The organism is Rhodococcus sp. AZ1, from assembly GCF_054979605.1.
Genome location: NZ_JBUEQF010000003.1, coordinates 170,536 through 188,686 on the forward strand (window position 1 = coordinate 170,536; position 18,151 = coordinate 188,686).

13 protein-coding genes are annotated in these 18,151 nt (G+C 69.5%); 4 read left to right on the forward strand and 9 right to left on the reverse strand.

Annotated elements, in window-relative coordinates; translation table 11 throughout:
* Positions 1–64 precede the first annotated feature (64 nt).
* From ACY48E_RS05265 to ACY48E_RS05275, 3 genes are read right to left on the reverse strand one after another with little or no spacing between them, the layout of a single operon-like run.
* Positions 65–4,462, reverse strand: coding sequence for a lipid II flippase MurJ (locus ACY48E_RS05265; RefSeq protein WP_462871060.1), 4,398 nt, complete (start codon positions 4,460–4,462; stop codon positions 65–67).
* A gap of 41 nt (positions 4,463–4,503) precedes the next feature.
* The gene (locus ACY48E_RS05270; RefSeq protein ID WP_462871061.1) at positions 4,504–6,840 is read right to left on the reverse strand and encodes a DUF6049 family protein; all 2,337 of its coding nucleotides are present in this window, start codon (positions 6,838–6,840) and stop codon (positions 4,504–4,506) included.
* Positions 6,837–7,409 (reverse strand): NUDIX hydrolase, encoded by a 573-nt coding sequence (locus ACY48E_RS05275; RefSeq protein WP_462871062.1) that lies wholly within the window; start codon positions 7,407–7,409, stop codon positions 6,837–6,839. Before ACY48E_RS05275 ends, ACY48E_RS05270 begins: the two co-directional genes overlap by 4 nt.
* Before the next feature lie 82 nt (positions 7,410–7,491).
* Between ACY48E_RS05275 and ACY48E_RS05280 the strand changes: the two genes are divergently transcribed.
* Entirely contained in the window at positions 7,492–8,961 is a 1,470-nt protein-coding gene (locus ACY48E_RS05280; RefSeq protein WP_462871063.1) for a CCA tRNA nucleotidyltransferase, read from the forward strand.
* Here ACY48E_RS05280 and ACY48E_RS05285 read toward each other — a convergent pair.
* Positions 8,861–10,186, reverse strand: a complete 1,326-nt coding sequence (locus tag ACY48E_RS05285; protein ID WP_462871064.1) for an MFS transporter — start codon at positions 10,184–10,186, stop codon at positions 8,861–8,863. The two genes, ACY48E_RS05280 and ACY48E_RS05285, sit on opposite strands and share 101 nt — an antisense overlap.
* A gap of 84 nt (positions 10,187–10,270) precedes the next feature.
* Here ACY48E_RS05285 and ACY48E_RS05290 point away from each other — a divergent pair, with 84 nt between their 5' ends.
* Positions 10,271–10,876 carry a YqgE/AlgH family protein gene (locus ACY48E_RS05290; RefSeq protein WP_462871065.1) on the forward strand — a complete coding sequence of 202 codons (606 nt, stop codon included), beginning with the start codon at positions 10,271–10,273 and terminating at the stop codon, positions 10,874–10,876.
* On the opposite strand, the gene ACY48E_RS05295 is transcribed toward ACY48E_RS05290, so the two are convergent.
* Positions 10,873–11,853, reverse strand: coding sequence for a bile acid:sodium symporter family protein (locus ACY48E_RS05295; RefSeq protein WP_462871066.1), 981 nt, complete (start codon positions 11,851–11,853; stop codon positions 10,873–10,875). The genes ACY48E_RS05290 and ACY48E_RS05295 overlap by 4 nt on opposite strands.
* Positions 11,850–12,242 carry an SdpI family protein gene (locus ACY48E_RS05300; RefSeq protein WP_462871067.1) on the reverse strand — a complete coding sequence of 131 codons (393 nt, stop codon included), beginning with the start codon at positions 12,240–12,242 and terminating at the stop codon, positions 11,850–11,852. Before ACY48E_RS05300 ends, ACY48E_RS05295 begins: the two co-directional genes overlap by 4 nt.
* A gap of 65 nt (positions 12,243–12,307) precedes the next feature.
* Here ACY48E_RS05300 and leuS point away from each other — a divergent pair, with 65 nt between their 5' ends.
* Positions 12,308–15,139, forward strand: a complete 2,832-nt coding sequence (leuS, locus tag ACY48E_RS05305) for a leucine--tRNA ligase (RefSeq protein WP_462871068.1) — start codon at positions 12,308–12,310, stop codon at positions 15,137–15,139.
* Between the two features lie 21 nt (positions 15,140–15,160).
* On the opposite strand, the gene ACY48E_RS05310 is transcribed toward leuS, so the two are convergent.
* From ACY48E_RS05310 to ACY48E_RS05320, 3 genes are read right to left on the reverse strand one after another with little or no spacing between them, the layout of a single operon-like run.
* A complete protein-coding gene (locus ACY48E_RS05310) occupies positions 15,161–15,571 on the reverse strand; it encodes a carboxymuconolactone decarboxylase family protein (RefSeq protein ID WP_462871069.1) in 411 nt (136 codons plus the stop codon).
* 4 nt (positions 15,572–15,575) lie between these two features.
* A complete protein-coding gene (locus tag ACY48E_RS05315) occupies positions 15,576–15,974 on the reverse strand; it encodes a MerR family transcriptional regulator (protein ID WP_462871070.1) in 399 nt (132 codons plus the stop codon).
* Between the two features lie 33 nt (positions 15,975–16,007).
* The gene (locus ACY48E_RS05320; protein WP_462871071.1) at positions 16,008–16,691 is read right to left on the reverse strand and encodes an SDR family oxidoreductase; all 684 of its coding nucleotides are present in this window, start codon (positions 16,689–16,691) and stop codon (positions 16,008–16,010) included.
* A gap of 115 nt (positions 16,692–16,806) precedes the next feature.
* Between ACY48E_RS05320 and ggh the strand changes: the two genes are divergently transcribed.
* Positions 16,807–18,144 carry a glucosylglycerate hydrolase gene (gene ggh, locus ACY48E_RS05325; RefSeq protein ID WP_462871072.1) on the forward strand — a complete coding sequence of 446 codons (1,338 nt, stop codon included), beginning with the start codon at positions 16,807–16,809 and terminating at the stop codon, positions 18,142–18,144.
* Positions 18,145–18,151 lie beyond the last annotated feature (7 nt).

The window sequence follows — 18,151 nt, forward strand, 5'->3', positions numbered from 1 at the left end:
TATTAACCGATGTTCGGTCTGTTTACCCCGCCATGACCGGGATGTCGGTCCGTAAAGCCTGCGATCAGTTCGTGTTGAGAGTCAGATCCGCGATGGACGACTGGTTCGCCCCACTGGCCGTCGAGAGGTCGGTGATCCACACCAGAACGTGGTCGACCGGCCCATCGGGTGTGACGGCGATGCGCGTCACACCGGCGCCCAGGGTGCCGCGTCCGATCACCTGCGTCTGATCGAGGGTGGGTGCATCGGTGGTTGCGGCACGAATCTCGACCACGGTGCCGGGCGACGGGCTGTCGATCGACACCGAGGTCAGGGTGGTCGGCGCGGGAAGCTTGGCGAGAAGGCCCAGCCCGTTCTTCAGGGCCGGGAACGGCTGGGTGTACTGGTCGCTGTTCCACAGCGTTGCGGGGTTGTTGTCCAGCACGTTCGCAGCGCCGCCGGGATCGTCCGCAGTCCCCTGCGGGGAGTACACCTGGATCGAGGACACTGCGGCTGCGACGGGCGCCGGTGGGGCCGGGGCCGGCGATCCTGGGTCGGCGGGCGTGGTGACGGGCGTGGTCAAGCCGATGGGCTGCTTGTCCAGCGGTGCATCGGTGCTGTCGCCGGCGAAGAAGTTGGCCACCAACCAGCCGACGAGACCGAGGACGGCCACCAGCAGCACGCCCAGTCCGATCATTGCTGCGAGCATCGTGTTGGACCGGCCACCGAGAGGCCCGTCTGGTTCGGCCATCGCGTGGCCGGTGGATCCGGGTGCGCGCTGGCCCAGCCGCAACGCCGGAATCATCTCGGTCTTCTCGTTGACCACTGCGGCCTGTCCGAGGATGTGTTGGACGGTTGCGGCAGTCCGGATCCCACTGTTGGCCTCGAGGGCTCGCACGGCGACGGCCGAGATCTCGAACGGGACGTCCGGGCGGATCGAGCGAGGTTCGACCGGTGCACCCGTCCCGGTTCGGTCGGCCACGGGCATCGCGCCGACGCTGGTGGGCAGTGGTACGGACGAGCCCGGCGCCTCGATGAGTGGCCACCTGGCGGTGATGAGGGCGTACAGCATCGCCCCCAGCCCGCGTACATCCGAGCCGGGGTCGGCGTCACCGAGCGTCCCCGGGAATGCCAGGACGGCGTCACCCTTGACGCTGATGCGCACGCGATCGGGATGATCGATCGAGAGGGCACCGCCACTACGGTGGGCTGCTTCGGCGGCGGCCGCGAGGGTCTTGATCGCGCTGGCCGCGCCCAGCGGTGAGGGCACGGTGTCGGCCATCTCTCGCAGCGAGCGTCCGCGGGTCCACTCCGCCACGACGATTCCGCCCGAACTGCCACGGACCACGTCCAGCACACGTGCGAGTCCAGGGGAGTTGATCCGCCCGAGCCGCAGTGTTCGTGAGAGCACGGCCTGGGGACCGTCGGAATCACCGGCAGACTCGGCGGGCGCGCGCTGTTCGGAATCGACGAACGTCAGCGCCACCTCGCGGTCGAGCTTGACGTCGTGGGCCTGCCAGAACTTCAGCCCCCTGGCTCCACCGTGCGGTGCGAGCAGGCGGTAGCGACCACCCGCGACCGAGGCCCCGGGGATGAGCTTCGGGCCGCGCACGATGGGCGCGGGCTCGGGTGCCGGGCCGCGCACCGGTGCCGTGGGTGCCGCAGATCCTGCGGCGCCGACGGGCGGTGCCGGGGTCGCGCTGTCGACTCCGGGGGCCGTCGCGGCGGGGGCATCGTCTGCCGTGCTCGCCGGCGCCCCGGCGGTCTCCGCGTCGGCTACCGGTGCATCGGGAGTGTCCGTCGACGACGTGGTGTCCTCGGTCTCGGTGGTGTCCTCGGTTTCGGTGGCGTCGGTCTTGGTTGCGTCGGTCTCGGTTGCGTCGGCCTCGGCGCTGTCGGTCGCGGAGGTGTCCGACTCTGCACTGTCGGCCGCAACGGCGTCAGCGGTGGAGGTAGCGGTGGCCTCGGTTGTCTCGCTCGCGGCCGTGTCGGCGTCGGTGGCGGCCTCGGATGCGTCGGCGACCGCGCTCTTGCTCTCCGGGGCGTCGGCCTCGCCGGTACCCGACTGTGTGCTCTCGGCCTTGCCGTTCTCGATCGTGCTGTCGTCGGTCTCGGCGTCGTCGGCCTTGGCGTCGTCGGTCTTGTTGGTGCCGGGTGCTGTGGACTCGGGGGCCGCCGGTGCTGTTACTCGGGAGGTCGCCGACGTCGCGGGTGACGGGATCGAGGAAGCGGCGGGCAACACACCACGACGGATGTCGGTGGTGGCTCCACCAGCCGGGGTGCGCACACCGGGCACCTTCTCGTCGGCCACTTCGTCTCCTTCAGCAATGTCGTTGGCGCGCTGCCCCGTGTACGTCGGAATGACCGTCGTGACGGCGTCGTCCGCAGGCCAGCTGTGCCGATCGTGCCCCGTCAGGGGCCCCCGACGGTCCCTAGGGTACGTCAGGGCGGCGCCGCGAGGTGCAACAGAGCCGAATGACGGCTGTGGTGGCACCGTCGGGACGGGCCCCATTCTGATGACGGGAATGAAGTCGGTTCGCTCGAACATACTGTCTGGTTCGTGCTCACGCACACTCGGTGTGTCCAACTCCGGGTGCGGCTGGCGGCGGATCCGGCGGGTCAGGCCCGCCGCGATGGCCACCATTTCGGGGATCCTCGCCCGGTAGAGGATCACGGCGACGATCAGCATCATGAACGTCCCGCTGAACGCCACCCGCAGAATCGAGCCGATGCCCCCGAACCGGTCGCTGAGGTTCTGCAATCCCAGCAGATGGTCGACGGCGAACAGCGCCGCCGCGCCCACCGCCGTCGCGGCGCCGACGACGGTGACGGTGCGGGTGACACCGGTGAGCCGAAGGTTGGCCAGGGATCGACGCAGCAGGATCCATCCGATGATGGCGCCGGTGGTGTATCCGAGCCCGTTGGCCACACCCAGCAGCAGCACCACCTGCTTGTCGCTGGTGGCGAGAACCGGCGCGAGGGTGGACAGGGCGATCTTGACCGTGGTGATGCCGAGGACGATCCAGGTGGGGGTCCAGGCCTGCTCCCGTGCGTAGAAAACCCGCAGGTGGATCAGCACCAGCGAGTACGGGATGAGTGTGAACGCGGAGTAGCTGACCGCCTCACCGAGACGCCCCGCGTCGCCGCCGAAGTTCCCGTAGCCGTAGAGCGCCTGCCCGACCGCCGGTCCGGCCACGGTGAGGAATCCGATCACCGGGATCAGCGCCAGCATGGTCATTCGGGTTGCGATGGACAGGTCGTCGATGACGGCGGGGGTATCGCCCGCAGCGGCGTTGCGGCTCAGACGCGGCATGATCGCGGTGAGAACGGTGACACCGAGGACGCCGTACGGCAGCTGCAACAGCAGCCAGGCGTTGTTGTAGATGGCGGGACCGGCTTCGTCGGCGTGCGAGGAGATGCGCGTCGCCACCACCATGCCGGCCTGGCTGATGAGTACGTACAGCACGATCGCGACGGCCATGGCGCCGAACGACTTGAGCCGGGCGTCGAGACCCCACAGGGGCCGAAGATCGATCTTGTTGCGGCGCAGGGCGGGTACCAGGGTGAGCACCTGCGCCACCACACCGGCGGTCACGCCCAGGCCCAGCACCAGCAGTTTCGGGTCGCTCATGCGCGTCGGGTCGAGCGAGATCTCGCCGGGCATCAGCAGGTAGATCAGCAGAACCACCAGCACCACCATGTTGTTCACCACCGGCGCCCACGCACCCGGCTTGAAGTTCTGCCGGGTGTTGAGGATGGCGGTGAACAGCGCCGACAGGCCGTAGAACAGGATCGCCGGCAGCAGCAGGAACAGCAGCGCGGTGGTCAGGCCCACGTTGCCCTTGCCGTCCTCGGAGATGAACAGCGACGCCAGCAGAGGGGCCGCGGCGGTGGCGAGCGTCGCGGCGACGACGAGTGTGGTCATGGCCGCGGTGAAGAGGCGCCGGACGAAGGCCTGACCGCGGTCGGGGTCCTCGGCCTCGGCGCGCACGAGGACAGGCACCACGATGGCGGTGAGCACGGCGCCGAGGACGAACTCGGCGATCATGTTGGGGACGATCGCGGCGACGGTGTACGCGCTGGCCACGAGCGGACCGAGCACGATGAGCAGCAGAGCCTGCTTCATGAAGCCGGTGATACGCGAGATCAGCGTGGCCAGGGCGATCGAGCCGGTGGCTGCGAGCAGGCGCGAGTTGGACTGCGTGTCCCCGGCCGCACTCTCCGGCTTGTCGACAGGTGGCCGGGCTGTGGGTGGACCCGAGGTCCGGGCGGGTGGCAGGGGCGGCGGTGGCAGGGGTGACGGCGGTGTGCGCGGGGGCCCCGGGTTGGGGGTGAGGTGCGCGGGGCGCACCGGCGGGTGGCCACCGGGCGGGATACGCACCGGACCGCGGGGCGGGATGCGCGCGGGCTCGGCGCGGGGACGACGCTCCCACGGAGCAGACGCGGCGCCACCGAGACGCCCGTCGCGCGGTACCTCCGTCATGTCCGTTCCCTACCAGTCTCGTGCGCCTGGTCCGCGCACTCTCATGTCTCGTCCGCGCGATCGGGTTGCCCACGGAAGCGGTGCCACAACCGCCGACCCGCCAGCAGCAACAGCAGTGTCGCAGCCGCGGCAGTGATGATCGCCAGCACTCGACCGTACGCATTCGAGCGCACGTTCACCGATGTCGGCTGCCCCAATGATGTGCCATCGGCGGTGGTGAGGGCGAATGTGACGACCATTTTCTCCGAGTCCTTCACCGTGGCCGGGACCTGCAGGGACCGGGATCCGCGGGCGGGGAGCACGGTGGGCCCGATGTCGGAGACCTCCATCGCGGCGGGCGCGTTCACCGCGAGCCGCACATTGATGCCGATCGGGAGGTCGTTGCGCGCCACCAGGATCAGCGGACTCTGCTCCGATGCCAGGGTGAACACCCCGCCGGGCGCGACCACCGAGACAGCGGCGACGATGTCGTCGAGTCCGCTGCGAGTGTCGTCCATGCGCGACGTCGCGGCGCTGTTGGCGGCGGCCAGACCCGCTCCGCGCCGCCCGGCGGTGGTCATCGCGCGCAGCAGATCCTCGCGCAGGGGGTTGGTGAAGCGTCGCGCGGTCAGCTGACTCTGCGGATCGTCCACCAACGCCGACATCAGCGAGTCGATACGGCGAGCCATTCGGGCAGCGTCGGTGGCGAGCGACTCGGGGCCGGCGTCGTCGACGGCGGCCGCCGGGTAGAGCGGGTTCACCGACGGCGCGGGCAGCGCGTCGGGCGCGCGCGCGAGAAGCGCCGCCACCGGCTGTGGGACGGCCAGGCGGGCACGCAGCAGGGTGGCCACCGCGGAGAGGACGGCGGTTGCCTCGGTGGCGTCGGCGGTCCACGTCTGCGGGGGCGTGATCACTAGCGCGCGACTGGTTGCGGCCGTGTCGGTGACCGCGGCCCAGCTCAGAGCGCCGAGGGCGTCCTGAAGTCGGGCGGTGCGGGAGTCGTCGGCCAGGTCGTACACCTGCTCGCGCGGGGTGAAAGAGGGCGTTTGCGGGTCCGAACCCACGGCGGCGAGCGCAGCGGCGACGTACGGGTCCACCAGCACCGCGCGCAGGGGGTTCGCGGCGGGGTCGGTACGCCCGGGCAGACCGACCACCGTGCGGTCGGTGGCGTCGGTGACCGCGTTCGCCGCGACGACGGCGGTTGTGGGAATCGGTCGGCCACGCAGCAGGTCCGCCGTGCGGTCGTCGATCGCGCCGGACTCCGGCATCACCAGGTCGCGGCGTGAGCTCACACCGAGGATCGCGTCGACCACGTCGGCCGGGGAATCCAGTGCGCTCGCGGTCAGCAGGGGATCGGCGATGGTCGCGACGGCCGAGAGGTCGGTCTGTGCGAAGGGCACGCCGGTCACACACAGGCTCTTCGCCAGTGCCCGCACCCGATCGAGCCACGCGCTAGCCGCCGCCTGTCCGCTGCCGTCGCGTGTGGGTCCGTTGGGGTCGGCCGGATCCGCGGGCACGAGGTAGCCGCGGGCCATGTTCGCCACCGTCACCAGAAGGTCCGGGTCGATGGCCAGACATACGCTCGCGGCGAGGTGGCCGTCCGGATCGGCGGTGGGCGTCAGGGCCGCCTCGAGGGCGCCGACCAACCCGTCCAGGCGCCCGCCGCGGGAGAGAGAGCCGGCGAGGTCGTCATCGACGAGACGCACCTTGCCGTCCACCGAACCGGGCACCCCGGCTGCCAGCGACGGACGATCGGCCAACGGCCAGAACAGTGTCGTCGCGACGGGCACCGACGGCGCGGGGACGACGGGTTGGCCCGCGGGATCGGTGGGGTCGGTGATGGTTGCGTCGCGCGGAACTCCCAGAACCGGCAGCAGGAACCGAGCGTCGTCGAGTCGGGCCTGCTGACCGAAGTCGGGTTGGCCGTTGACGTTGACCAGCATCGGGTAGATGCCGGGTGCTGTGATGTTCAGGGACGGGCCGGTGCTCGCGCGCACCGGCAGCGACAGCGTGAACGATGTCGACTCGCCCCTGTTCAGGGTTACGGCGATGTCGACGAACTGGCCGACGGTGTCGAAGCTGTTGGAGTCCAGGGTCAGGGCGGTGCGCAGGCCCTGCGGCGTGTCCAGAGCGTCGGCACGTTGTAGTCGAACCGCTATGTCGCTGACCGTGCGGTCGCCGATGTTGCGCACGGTCCCGGTGACGGTGACGGTGGGCACGCTCGAGGCGACCACGGTGGACGGGGTCACCGAGTCGATGGCGATCTGCAGGAAGCGGGCCGGTTGGGACGAGGTGGCGGCCGGGCCGCTCGGCGTCTGCGCGAGGGCGGGACCGCCCATCGTCATCAGCGTCAGCACTGCGACCAGCGCCATGATCGCGGCGCGGGTGGTGGGGATCATCGAGTGCGCGGAGGTTCGGGGGCGGGTGGTTCGGCGGCGCCCCCCGGCCGGCCGTCCATGCTCGCGATCATCTCGCCGGCCCGCTCGGCGAGGCGTCGCTCGTCGGCGTAGGCCAACCGAGCCGGGAGATCGGAGAGCGGAACCCACGCAACCTCGGTGACCTCGATGTCGGCGTCGGAGAGTTCACCGCCGAGGAATCGCAGCAGGTAGTGGTGCACGGTCTTGTGGACGCGTCGGCCCTCGGTGACGAACCAGTAGTCGATACTGCCCAGCGGGGCCAACACCGTGCCGTTGATGCCCGTCTCCTCCGCCACCTCACGCATCGCGGTCTGCTCCGGGGTCTCCCCCGACTCGATGTGGCCCTTGGGAAGCGACCACAGCAGGCGACCGCGACGATCGGTCCGGCCGATCAGGGCGGCGCACTGCTTCTCGGGCGGTCCGCCGAGTCCGTCGACGACGAGGCCTCCCGCCGAGGTCTCGCGCACGGTGCGCATCGTCGGTCGGTCGCCGGTGCGAGGCCGCCGACGCGCGGCGCGGCGGCTCCTGTTCGCTCTCTCGGCTCCGGACACCTTCTCGATAGTAGTTCTTCCCGCTCGGGTTCCCGACCTGCCGGGGAACACCGTTGGACCTGCGCCGGTATTGTTCGGCGACGTGAAGGCCACGTCGACTCCGACCGATCCGGGTCGTCGTGACCGCCTGTTGGCGGCGGCGGCCGTCGCACTGCGCGCCCACGACGACGTGGTGACGGCTCTGGGTTCGGTGTTCGCCGACGCCGGCCACGAGCTCTACCTCGTCGGGGGCAGTGTGCGCGATGCGCTGCTCGGACGCCTGGCCGACGACCTCGACTTCACCACCGACGCCCGCCCCGAGGTGGTGCAGGCTCTGCTGGGCGGTGTGGTGGAGCACCAGTGGGACACCGGAATCGAGTTCGGCACCATCAGCGCGATGCTGCGCGGCAAGCAGATCGAGATCACGACCTTCCGCGCGGACCAGTACGACCGCGTCACCCGCAATCCTGTGGTTCGGTACGGGGAGAGCCTGGCCGAGGATCTGGTGCGTCGCGATTTCACGGTCAACGCCATGGCCGTGCGCGTGGGACCGGCGGGGGCGACGGAGTTCGTCGACCCACTCGGCGGGCTCGATGCTCTGCTCGAGGGTGTGCTCGACACCCCCGGAGCGCCCGAGGACTCGTTCGGAGACGATCCCCTGCGGATGCTGCGCGCCGCCCGGTTCGTCTCCCAACTCGGCTTCACGCTCCTGCCGCGGGTCACACGCGCTGTGGTCGACATGGCGCACGAGATCGAGCGGATCACGGTCGAACGTGTGACGGCGGAGTTGGACAAGCTGATCGTCGGCCCCTTCGCGGTGGAGGCCATCGATGTCCTGTGCGACACCGCTCTGGCGGCGCACATCCTTCCCGAGGTGCCGGCCATGTCCCTCGAAATCGACGAGCATCACCAGCACAAGGACGTCTACCGGCACTCGTTGACGGTGCTCCAGCAGGCGATGGATCTCGAGGACGGCGATCCCGATCCGATTCTGCGCTGGGCGGCGCTGCTGCACGACATCGGCAAACCTGCGACCAAACGCAACGAGCCCGGCGGCGGGGTCAGCTTCCATCACCACGAGGTGGTGGGTGCGAAGATGGTCCGTAAGCGCCTGCGCGCGTTGAAGTTTCCGAAGAAGGCTATCGACGAGATCAGTCACCTGGTGTTCCTGCACCTGCGCTTCCACGGCTACGGTCAGGGCGCGTGGACCGACTCCGCGGTGCGCCGGTACGCCACCGACGCCGGAGATCTGCTGCCGCGGTTGCACAAGCTGGTTCGTGCGGACTGCACCACCCGCAACAAGCGCCGAGCCGCGGCGCTGCAGGCCTCCTACGACGATCTCGAGCGGCGCATCGCCGACATCGAAGCTCGTGAGGACCTCGCTCGTGTGCGCCCGGATCTCGACGGCAACGCGATCATGGAACTGCTCGACATCCCTGCCGGTCCGCAGGTGGGCCGAGCGTGGAAGTTCCTCAAGGAGTTGCGCCTCGATCGTGGTCCGCTCGAACGCGAGGAGGCGGAGGCGGCTCTGCTGCGGTGGTGGGCTTCGCCGGACGGCCGAGAAGCACGCTGACCAACCCGAGCGCGTACACCGCCGCTCCGATCAGCACCACCAGGGCGCTGCCGTTGCCGTCGTTATCCACCAGTACGGCGCCGACGGCGATGGCACCGACGAAGGCCACGTTGAACAGGGTGTCCTGCAGGGAGAACACGCGCCCGCGGTGCGCGTCGTCGAGATCGAGCTGCATGGACGCGTCCGCACACAGCTTCACCGTCTGCCCGACGACGCCCAGCAGCAGAGCTCCCAGCACGATCAGGTCGGGGTCGAGTGTGACGATCAACGTCAGCTGCACGGTCACCGCGAGTATCAGCGCGCCCGCCACCAGAACGTGACGCGGCACGCGGGATGCCGCCCACGGCACCACGACGGCCGCGACGAGCATCCCGGCCGCCGTGACGCCCACCGCGAATCCGAAGCCGGCGAACCCACCCGGAACCACCGACGACGAGCCGTCGCTGCGGCGAAGGATCAACAGCAGCACCAGCGTGTCGAGTCCGAACACCACGCGGTGGGTACCCAGCGCGCCCAGTGCCCGTCGTACCGGTGGGTTGGCGCGCACCGCGGCCAGGCCCGACGACAACCCGCGGAGAACCTCGCGGATCGGGGTGCCGGAACCGGGGGCGTCCGGGCCGAGCCGGCCGCGCGTGAAGCGCGACGCCAACCACGCCCCCGCCAGCGATGCGACGCCGCCGGCGACGCACGCCAGCGCCGACGCTCGATCACCCGCACCGGCGGCGGCGATCAGGGTCACCGACAGCCCCGCGCCCAGGGCGGTGACGGCAGAGCCGACCGTGGTCAGCGCCGAGTTGCTCGCGATCATCCAGCTCTGCGGCACCACGTGTGGCAGTGACGCCGACATCGAGGCCAACACGAACCGGCTGACCCCGATCGAGGCCAGCGCGGCGACCAGGACCACCGGGGTCGGCGCTCCCGTCACCAGCAGAACGGCCACCAGCACCATGGTCGCCGAGCGCAGCAGGCCCGCGCGCACCAGCACCGAGCGGCGATCCCAGCGGTCGATGAGGGCACCGAAGAACGGACCCAGTACCGAGTACGGCAGCAGCAGCACCGCGAATCCGCCCGCGATGGTGGCGGGATCGGTGGCGCGCTCGGGGGAGAACAGGATGGCCCCGCCGAGGGCGGACTGGAACATGCCGTCGCCGAGCAGTCCGCACGCCCGCACCCCGGCCAGACGCCACAGCTGCGGCGAACGTCGGAGCCGGGCGAGAACGGACATTCGACCAGCGTAGAGGACGCGAGTGTGGCGAGTTGTGGTGTCGCGAACGCCCCCTCGGGCCCCGTCGATGCCATGATGGGAGCCGTGGGATACACCGAGGAGCCGGACGACCGCACAGCGTTCACCGACCGCGATGTCCGACCGGGGAGCCTGCTGCTCTCGTCCGTGGATCTGGTGGAACCGACCTTCCGCCGCACCGTCGTCTACATGATCGAGCACAACGAGGCGGGCAGTCTCGGCGTGGTGCTCAACCGTCCCAGCGACACCCCGGTGCGCTCGGTTCTCGCGGGCTGGTCGGACCTCGCGGTCGCCCCGGCGTGCCTGCATGTGGGCGGTCCGGTCAAGCGGGACTCCGCGCTGTGCCTGGCCACCCTGCGTCGCGGTGTGGGCGGCGAACTGCCGCGGGGTATCCGGCGGGTGCGCGGCAGCGTGGTGATGATCGACCTCGACTCCGATCCGCGCACGGTGGCGCCGCTGGTGGACGGGGTCCGCATCTACGCCGGCTACTCGGGGTGGTCGCTCGGTCAGCTCGACGGGGAACTGCGCCGTGAGGATTGGATGGTGCTCGACGGCCGGCCGTCGGACGTGATGGGGCCGCCGCATCGCGATCTGTGGGCGCAGGTGCTGCGTCGTCAGCCGCTGCCCTTGGCGATGCTGGCCACCCACCCGGTGGATGTGGCGCGCAACTAGCCGCCCGGTTGCCGCTCGTACCGGCCGGCGATGACAGCGCACACGATGAGCTGAATCTGGTGGAAGATCAGCAGCGGCAACACGATCGTCCCGATCGGCTGACCTGCGAAGAGCACCGTCGCCATCGGTAGCCCCGACGCCAGGCTCTTCTTCGATCCGCAGAACAGCACGACGATGCGATCGCCCCTGTCGAAGCGCAGCCACCGCCCCGCCAGAGAGGTCACCGCCAGCACCACGGCGAGGATCAGTGCGCACACGGCGACGACGGCGAGGATCCGCCACACCGGCAGCGTCGACCACACACCCTCGTTCATCGACTCGCTGAACGCCGCGTAGACGATGAGCAGAATCGATCCGCGGTCGACGAGCTTGGTCGACGACGCGTGGCGACCCAGCCACGGTGCCACCCACGGCCGCAGGATCTGCCCGAGCACGAACGGTGCCAGCAGCTGCAGCGCGACGTCGATGATGGCCGACGGTGCGATCCCCGAGTCCCCCGAGGTGGTGAGCAGGGCGATCACCAGCAGGGGCGTGAGGAACACGCCCAGGATGTTCGACACCGACGCGCTCACCACCGCCCCCGCGACATTGCCGCGGGCCAGCGAGGTGAAGGCGATCGACGACTGCACGGTCGAGGGAACGAGGGTCAGGTACAGCACCCCGGTGTACAGATCGGGGCCGAGCACGCCGGGACGCAGCACCACCAGGGCGAGCCCGATCAGGGGGAACAGCAGGTAGGTGAATGCCAGGACGGTGGCGTGCAGCCGCCAGTGGGTGAGCCCGGCCAGTGCCTCGCGCGGCGAGAGGCGGGTGCCGTAGAGGAAGAACAGCAGCCCGACGCCGACCGTGGTGATCACGTTCAACACCCGTGCTGCGGTACCGGAGACGGGCAGTGCGCTGGCGGTGAGCGCAGCGGCGGCGATGGCGAGGACGAAACCGTCGATGCGGAGCACGCGGGCGCGTGCGAGCAGGTTCATGCTCGGCTGCAGGCGTCCTTGAGGGTGCACGAGATGCAGGCCTGTCCGCAGTCCTCGGTGGCGGGCATCGTGGCGGCCGCCCGCGCACCCAGGGATCCGCCCATCACAGCCATACCGAAGCCGAACACCACCAGCCCGACGGCGAGAGCGGCTCCCGGCCATCCGTCGATCACCAGAACGGCCGCACCTGCCGCTGCCAACGCCAGCGCGGATGCGAACAGGCTGGGTGCGGCCACCTGGTTGGCAAGGGCGAACGCGTCGTCCGACTGCAGCGACATCCGTGTGCGCACGCCGACGAACCGGTTGCGGGGAAGCCGTCGCAGCACGGCGAAGGTCGCGATGACAGCGAGAAGGGCGGCCACGGCGAACAGGACGACGGCAACGATCACGCACGCGAGAATACGCCGACGCAGGTGGTCGCCGGACATCGCGGGGCGGGCTTTAGGCTGGTCGGGTGACCGATCAGACTTCCGCTCCCGAATCCGGCCCGGCCCACCGGTACACCGCTGAGCTCGCCGGAACCATCGAGGCGGCGTGGCAGCAGCGGTGGGCCGCCGAGGGCACCTTCAACGCCCCCAATCCGGTCGGGGATCTTGCCGATCGGTGCGCGCCGGACAAGCTGTTCGTTCAGGACATGTTCCCGTACCCGTCGGGCACGGGGCTGCACGTCGGTCATCCGCTCGGCTACATCGCCACCGACGTCTTCGCTCGCTACCACCGCATGCGTGGGCGCAACGTCCTGCACACGCTGGGCTACGACGCATTCGGCCTGCCCGCCGAGCAGTACGCGGTGCAGACGGGCACGCACCCGCGCACCACCACCGAGGCCAACATCGCGAACATGCGTCGGCAGTTGGGTCGGTTGGGTCTCGGGCACGACATGCGGCGCAGCGTGGCCACCACCGACGTGGACTTCTACCGGTGGACGCAGTGGATCTTCCTGCAGATCTACGGCGCCTGGTACGACGGCGAGGCCGATCGGGCCCGCCCGATTTCCGAGCTCGAGGCCGAATTCGCCTCCGGTGCAAGGTCTCTCGATGGGGGACGCGTGTGGTCGGAGCTGTCCGCGACCGAGCGGGAAGCGGTGCTCGATTCCTACCGCCTCGTCTACCGGACCAACTCGCTGGTGAACTGGTGCCCCGGGTTGGGGACGGTGCTGGCCAACGAGGAGGTCACCGCCGACGGGCGTAGTGACCGCGGCAACTTCCCGGTGTTCCGGAAGAACCTGCAGCAGTGGATGATGCGGATCACGGCATACTCCGACCGTCTGCTCGACGACCTGGACGTGCTGGACTGGCCGGAGAAGGTCAAGACCATGCAGCGCAACTGGATCGGGCGTTCGCGTGGCGCCCGGGTGCGATTCGCGGTGGACAACGCAGCGGGCATCGACGTCTTCACCACCCGCCCCGACACCCTGTTCGGCGCCACGTACGTCGTTCTCGCGCCTGAACATTCGGCTCTGGACGAGATCGTGGCGTCGGTCTGGCCCGACGACGTCGACCCGCGCTGGACCCTCGGCGCGGCGTCCCCGCGCGATGCCGTCACGGCCTACCTGGCGAGCATCGCCGCCAAGTCCGATCTCGAGCGCCAGGAGAACCGGGAGAAGACCGGGGCCTTCACCGGGGCGTATGCGGTGAATCCCGTCAACGGTGAGCACGTGCCGATCTTCATTGCCGACTACGTGCTCACCGGGTACGGAACCGGCGCGATCATGGCCGTTCCCGGTCACGACCAGCGCGACTGGGAGTTCGCAGCCGCGTTCGGGCTGCCTGTGCGCGAGGTGATCTCGGGCGGTGATGTCACCGAGGCCGCGTACGTCGGCGCCGGCGAGCTGGTGAACTCGCAGTTCCTGGACGGGCTGTCGGTGGAGGAGGCGAAGGCCGCCGTCATCGCGCGCCTCGAGGCCTCCGGGGACGGTGAGGGCACCGTTCAGTACAAGTTGCGGGACTGGCTGTTCGCTCGTCAGCGGTACTGGGGTGAGCCGTTCCCCGTGGTGTACTCCGCCGACGGGGCTGCGCACCCGCTGCCCGAATCGATGTTGCCCGTGGAACTTCCGGAGGTCGAGGACTACGTGCCGGTCTCCTTCGACCCGGACGACGCGAGCACCGAACCCTCTCCCCCACTGGCCAAGGCAACCGACTGGGTCACCGTCGAGCTCGATCTCGGCGACGGCCTGCAGACCTACACGCGCGATACCAACGTGATGCCGCAGTGGGCAGGTAGCTCCTGGTATCAGTTGCGCTACATCGACCCGACCAACTCCGAGGCGATGTGCGACCCGGAGAACGAGAAGTACTGGATGGGTCCGCGCCCGGAGATCCACGGCGAGAACGATCCGGGCGGGCTGGACCTGTACGTGGGAGGCGTGGAACACGCTGTGCTGCATCTGCTCTATGCGCGCTTCTGGCACAAGGTGCTCTTCGACCTCGGTCACGTCAGCTCCCGCGAGCCGTATCGCCGTCTGTACAACCAGGGCTACATCCAGGCGTACGCGTTCACCGACGCGCGCGGGGTGTACGTCCCGGCGGACGAGGTGATCGAGCGGGACGGACGGTACTTCCACGGCGACGCCGAGGTGAGCCGCGAGTACGGGAAGATGGGCAAGAGCCTGAAGAACTCGGTCTTTCCCGACGAGATCTTCGATCAGTACGGTGCGGACACGCTGCGCATGTACGAGATGTCGATGGGTCCGCTCGACACCTCACGTCCGTGGGCCACCAAGGACGTCATCGGGGCGCAGCGCTTCCTCCAGCGGGTGTGGCGGCTGGTGGTGGACGAGGAAACCGGCGATGTCCGCGTCACCGACGACACGCCCACCGACGAGACACTGCGCGTGCTGAACCGCACCATCGAGGGCGTGGACGCCGATTACACTGCGCTGCGCGACAATACGGCCGGGGCCAAGCTGATCGAGCTGACGAACCTGCTCACCAAGCTCTACCCGAACGGTGCTCCGCGCGCCGCCGTGGAGCCGTTGGTGCTCATGCTGGCCCCGCTCGCCCCGCACCTGGCCGAGGAGATGTGGAATCGGTTGGGGCACAGCGAGTCCCTCGCGCATGGCCCGTTCCCGTCCGCCGATCCGGCGTGGTTGGTCGACGACACCGTCGACTACCCGATCCAGGTCAACGGGAAGGTACGCAGCCGCATCACGGTGCCCGCGGACGCCTCCCGGGAGGACGTGCAGGCGGTAGCCCTCGCGGACGAGAAGATCGTCGCGCTGCTCGGTGGCGGGGAGGCGAAGAAGGTCATCGTCGTGCCGGGGCGGATGGTCAACGTCGTCCTCTGAGCCCACCCCGCAGCCCACCACTCATCCAGCGAGCAGATTTCGTTCGATGAAGACATTCCTGGCCACGAACGTCGCATTGAGGGCGCGCGGGAATCCGCAGTACACCGCCGAATGCAGGAGTGCCTCGACAATCTGCTCAGGGGTGAGCCCGACGTTCAGCGCGGCGTTGATGTGTACCTCGAGCTGCGCCTCGCACCCGCCGAGTGCGGTGAGCATTCCGAGGGTCACCAACTGTCGATCGCGCGGTGCGAGGCCGGGGCGCGAGTAGATCTCCCCGAACGCCCACGAGACGACCTGGTGTCCCAGCTCGGGCGAAATTCCCTCCAGCGCCGCGATAACCGCGGTACCAGCGGATCCGTCCACGGCGTTCAGGACGGCCATTCCGCGGTCGAACCGCTCCGCTCGTGTGGTGGCGTTCGGTGTCTCGGTCATGCCGTCATCCGTTCACTGGAGTTGCCCGCGACACCAGGTGGTCGCGGTAGATTGCGGTCTTCTCGGTGAGCGCCGCCTCGTGCGCCCTCAGTCGCGCAATGTTCGCGCGCAGCACCGCTCGGTGCTCGTCGAGCATGCGCAGTCGTTGTTCGGTGGTGCTCGGCCCCTGTTCGCGCAGGTGGGCGTACTTCCGCATAGCGGAAATGGGCATCCCGGTCTCGCGAAGGCGGAGCAGGAAGGCGACCCACTCGATATCCGCCGACGAGTAGCGGCGCTGGTTACCCGAGGTGCGCGAAATCGGCCGGATCAGTCCCTCCCGTTCGTAGTACCGCAGCGTGTGCCCGGACACGCCGGTGGCTGCGGTCATCCCCGCGACGGTCAGTCGTTCGTGCTCATCGTCCACGTCTCGAGGCTAGGACTTCGAGTGCGCTCGAAGTCAAGAGCCGTTCGGGCGAAGCACGATCTGCGTGGGGTGCGCATCGCGCGGGGTGTCGATGGCCGCGCGGACGGCGGCGGCCACGGTGTCGGCTGCCAGGAACCGCGAACCGTCGTACACCCCACCCTCGTGCTCGACGACGGCTCGCTGCATGTCGGTGTCGATCCTGCCGGGGTGCACCGAGGTCACCCGCAGGGACGGCTCCTCACCGCGCAGCGCGTCACCGAACGCACGAAGCGCGAACTTGCTCGCCGCGTACGCACCCCAGCCGGGTTTGGTGTCGAGTCCGGCCCCCGAATTGATCAGCACCACATGACCGTTCGCTGCGCGCAGGGCGGGCAGGAGTAGTCGTGTCAGTTCCACGACGGCCACCACGTTGACCTCGAAGGTGTTGCGCCACTGCTCCGGTGTGCTGCTCTCGATCGTGCCGAGTTCGGCTACCCCCGCGTTGTGCACCAGCACGTCGAGGGAGTCGATCCCCGCGACGGCGGCGCGTAGGGAGTCGATGTCGGTGAGTTCCGCGACGACCGGTGTCGAGCCGGGAAGTTCCGTCAGAACACCGGCCAGCGACTCGGCCGAGCGCCCGCCGAGCAGCAGGTGGTGCGTCGGGGCGAGGGCGCGGGCGACGGCCGCACCGAGGCCGCGGCTCGCGCCGGTGATCAGAGCGGTGGGGCGAGCGGTCATGCCGACGACGGTAGTCGGAATTCGGTGCAGAAAGTGCCCTGCACGGGCGTCGAATGCACCCGATCCGGGCCCACCGGTCAGCGCAACGGGCGCACCCGTCGCACAATGGCAGGCGATGAGCGCCTACGGCTTCACCCCCACCCAACTCTCGGCCCGCGCCGCGTACCTGCTGCGCGGCAACGACCTGGGCACCATGACCAGCGCCGCGCCCCGTCTGTACCCGCACATGTGGAGCTGGGACGCGGCGTTCGTGGCGGTGGGGTTGGCGCCGCTGAGCGTCGAGCGCGCGGTGGTCGAACTCGACACCCTGCTCTCCGCGCAGTGGAAGAACGGGATGATCCCGCACATCGTCTTCGCCAACGGCGTCGACGGGTACTTCCCGGGCCCGGCGCGGTGGGCGGTGCAGGATCTGGCCGCCGCGGCGCCGACGGGTGTGCAGACTTCGGGCATCACCCAACCGCCCGTCCACGCGATCGCCGTGCAGCGGATTCTCGATCACGCCCTGCGCCGGGGCCGCACCACGCGCGGTGTGGCCGGGGAGTTCCTGGATCGCCGCTGGCCCGACCTGGTGCGCTGGCACCGCTGGCTGGCCACCGCCCGCGATCAGCGCGAGCGCGGGCGCATCACGATCTACCACGGGTGGGAGTCCGGTATGGACAACTCGCCGCGCTGGGATTCGGCGTACGCCAACGTGGTTCCGGGGGTGGTGCCGCCGTACGTGCGGGAGGACACCGCGATCGTCACCGACTCCTCGCAGCGCCCCAGCAACATCGAGTACGACCGCTATCTGTGGTTGCTCGAGGAGATGAAGTCCGTGGGCTACGACGACGTGACGCTGTTCTCGACTATGAGCTTCGCGGTGGAGGACGTGTTCGTGTCCGCCGTCTTCTCGGTGGCGTGCGACGTGCTCGCCGACATCGGTGAGGAGCATTCCAAGCCGCACTCCGACGTGCGGGAGCTACGCTCGTGGGCCGACCGGTTCCGCAGCGGCGTCGTGGCCACCACCGAGGAACGCTCGGGCGTGGCCCGCGACTTCGACGTGCGGGCCGAGCGGTGGATCGCCACCCGCACCCTGGCCATGTTCGCCCCGCTGCTCTCGGGCGGACTCCTGCGCGAGACCGAGCGCTCCCTGCTGCGACTGTTCGAGGGACCCAGGTTCTGCGGTCACCCCGACTTCAAGTACAAACTTCCCCCGTCCACCTCCCCCATCGCCCGCGACTTCCGCTCACGCGAGTACTGGCGCGGACCGGTGTGGCCGGTGATGACGTGGCTGTTCTCGTGGGCCTTCGCTCGCCGCGGCTGGACCGAGCGGTCGTCGATGCTGCGCGAGGAGGGTCTGAGGCAGGCCGCGGACGGCAGCTTCGCCGAATACTACGAGCCGTTCACCGGGGAGCCGCTGGGCAGCATGCAGCAGTCGTGGACGGCGGCGTCGGTGCTGGACTGGCTGGGGTGAGACCGGC

Coding starts and splice junctions, on each gene's coding strand:
- ACY48E_RS05265 (WP_462871060.1), bottom strand. CDS start 4,462: ATGACGGAGGTACCGCGCGACGGGCGTCTCGGTGGCGCCGCGTCTGCT.
- ggh (WP_462871072.1), top strand. CDS start 16,807: ATGAGCGCCTACGGCTTCACCCCCACCCAACTCTCGGCCCGCGCCGCG.
- ACY48E_RS05295 (WP_462871066.1), bottom strand. CDS start 11,853: ATGAACCTGCTCGCACGCGCCCGCGTGCTCCGCATCGACGGTTTCGTC.
- ACY48E_RS05270 (WP_462871061.1), bottom strand. CDS start 6,840: ATGATCCCCACCACCCGCGCCGCGATCATGGCGCTGGTCGCAGTGCTG.
- ACY48E_RS05320 (WP_462871071.1), bottom strand. CDS start 16,691: ATGACCGCTCGCCCCACCGCTCTGATCACCGGCGCGAGCCGCGGCCTC.
- ACY48E_RS05310 (WP_462871069.1), bottom strand. CDS start 15,571: ATGACCGAGACACCGAACGCCACCACACGAGCGGAGCGGTTCGACCGC.
- ACY48E_RS05285 (WP_462871064.1), bottom strand. CDS start 10,186: ATGTCCGTTCTCGCCCGGCTCCGACGTTCGCCGCAGCTGTGGCGTCTG.